The sequence below is a fragment of the Staphylococcus gallinarum genome, assembly GCF_000875895.1.
In the GTDB taxonomy this organism is placed as follows: Bacteria; Bacillota; Bacilli; order Staphylococcales; family Staphylococcaceae; genus Staphylococcus; species Staphylococcus gallinarum.
Window position 1 is genome coordinate 1 of sequence record NZ_JXCF01000031.1, and the last position, 852, is coordinate 852.

At 27.9% G+C, this 852-nt stretch carries 1 protein-coding gene and 1 pseudogene; both read left to right on the top strand.

Annotated features, from left to right (window positions below; all coding sequences use genetic code 11):
- Positions 1–375, top strand: a pseudogene (locus tag SH09_RS12090) (Rep family protein); the annotation flags it as partial.
- 303 nt (positions 376–678) lie between these two features.
- A partial coding sequence (locus SH09_RS12095) for a plasmid recombination protein (protein WP_042739916.1) occupies positions 679–852 on the top strand: 174 nt, incomplete at its 3' end.

The following is an 852-nucleotide window of genomic DNA, read 5'->3' on the forward strand; positions in this document are numbered from 1 at the left end:
GTTTATAAATATTTAACACACGAAAGTAAAGATGCTATTAGAAAAAACAAACATAAATATAACAGTGAAGATATTATTCATTTAAATGATTTTGATATTGAGAGATATATTTTTTTAGATGAAAGTCAAAAGCGTACTTTGAAAAATGATTTATTAACTATAGTTAAAACTAAACATATCGTTAATGTAATTGATTTAATGTCATTTCTCGATATGTATGGAGAAGAATATGGAATTGATAATATGAATTATGTTCAAGATGTTATCACGTCCAATGCTAGTGCTTTTAGACTTTGGTTTGAAGGTAATTATCAATGTGGATATAGAGCCATATATTCAAAAACAATTAATCCGGAAACAGGGGAGATAAAGTAATGGATAAAGAAAGAATGGAACGAATATCCTGATTGATTTTGAACTTGAACTTGTGAAATAAAATTTATAACACGTGAGTGATCATAAATTTTATGAACATTAGCAACCACCATTTTTGGTTGCTGGGGTTTAGGTTTTGAACTTATGGACTGACTTGTTCAGTCCATTTTTTGTGCTTGCACAAAAACAGGTTTAAGCCTCGCAGAGCACACGTATTAACGACTTATTGCAAAATAAGTCTAGTGTGTTAGACTTAAATTATTAAATATCTATAAAACCTTAGTGCTGAGGAGTGATTTTTATATGTCGTATTCTATTATTCGAGTTGCAAAAGTTAAAACAGGAACAAATACAACAGGCATACAAAAACATGTTCAAAGAGAAAATAATAATTATGAAAATGAAGATATAGACCATAGTAAAACTTACTTAAATTATGATTTGGTAAATGCTAATAAACAGAATTTTAATAACTTG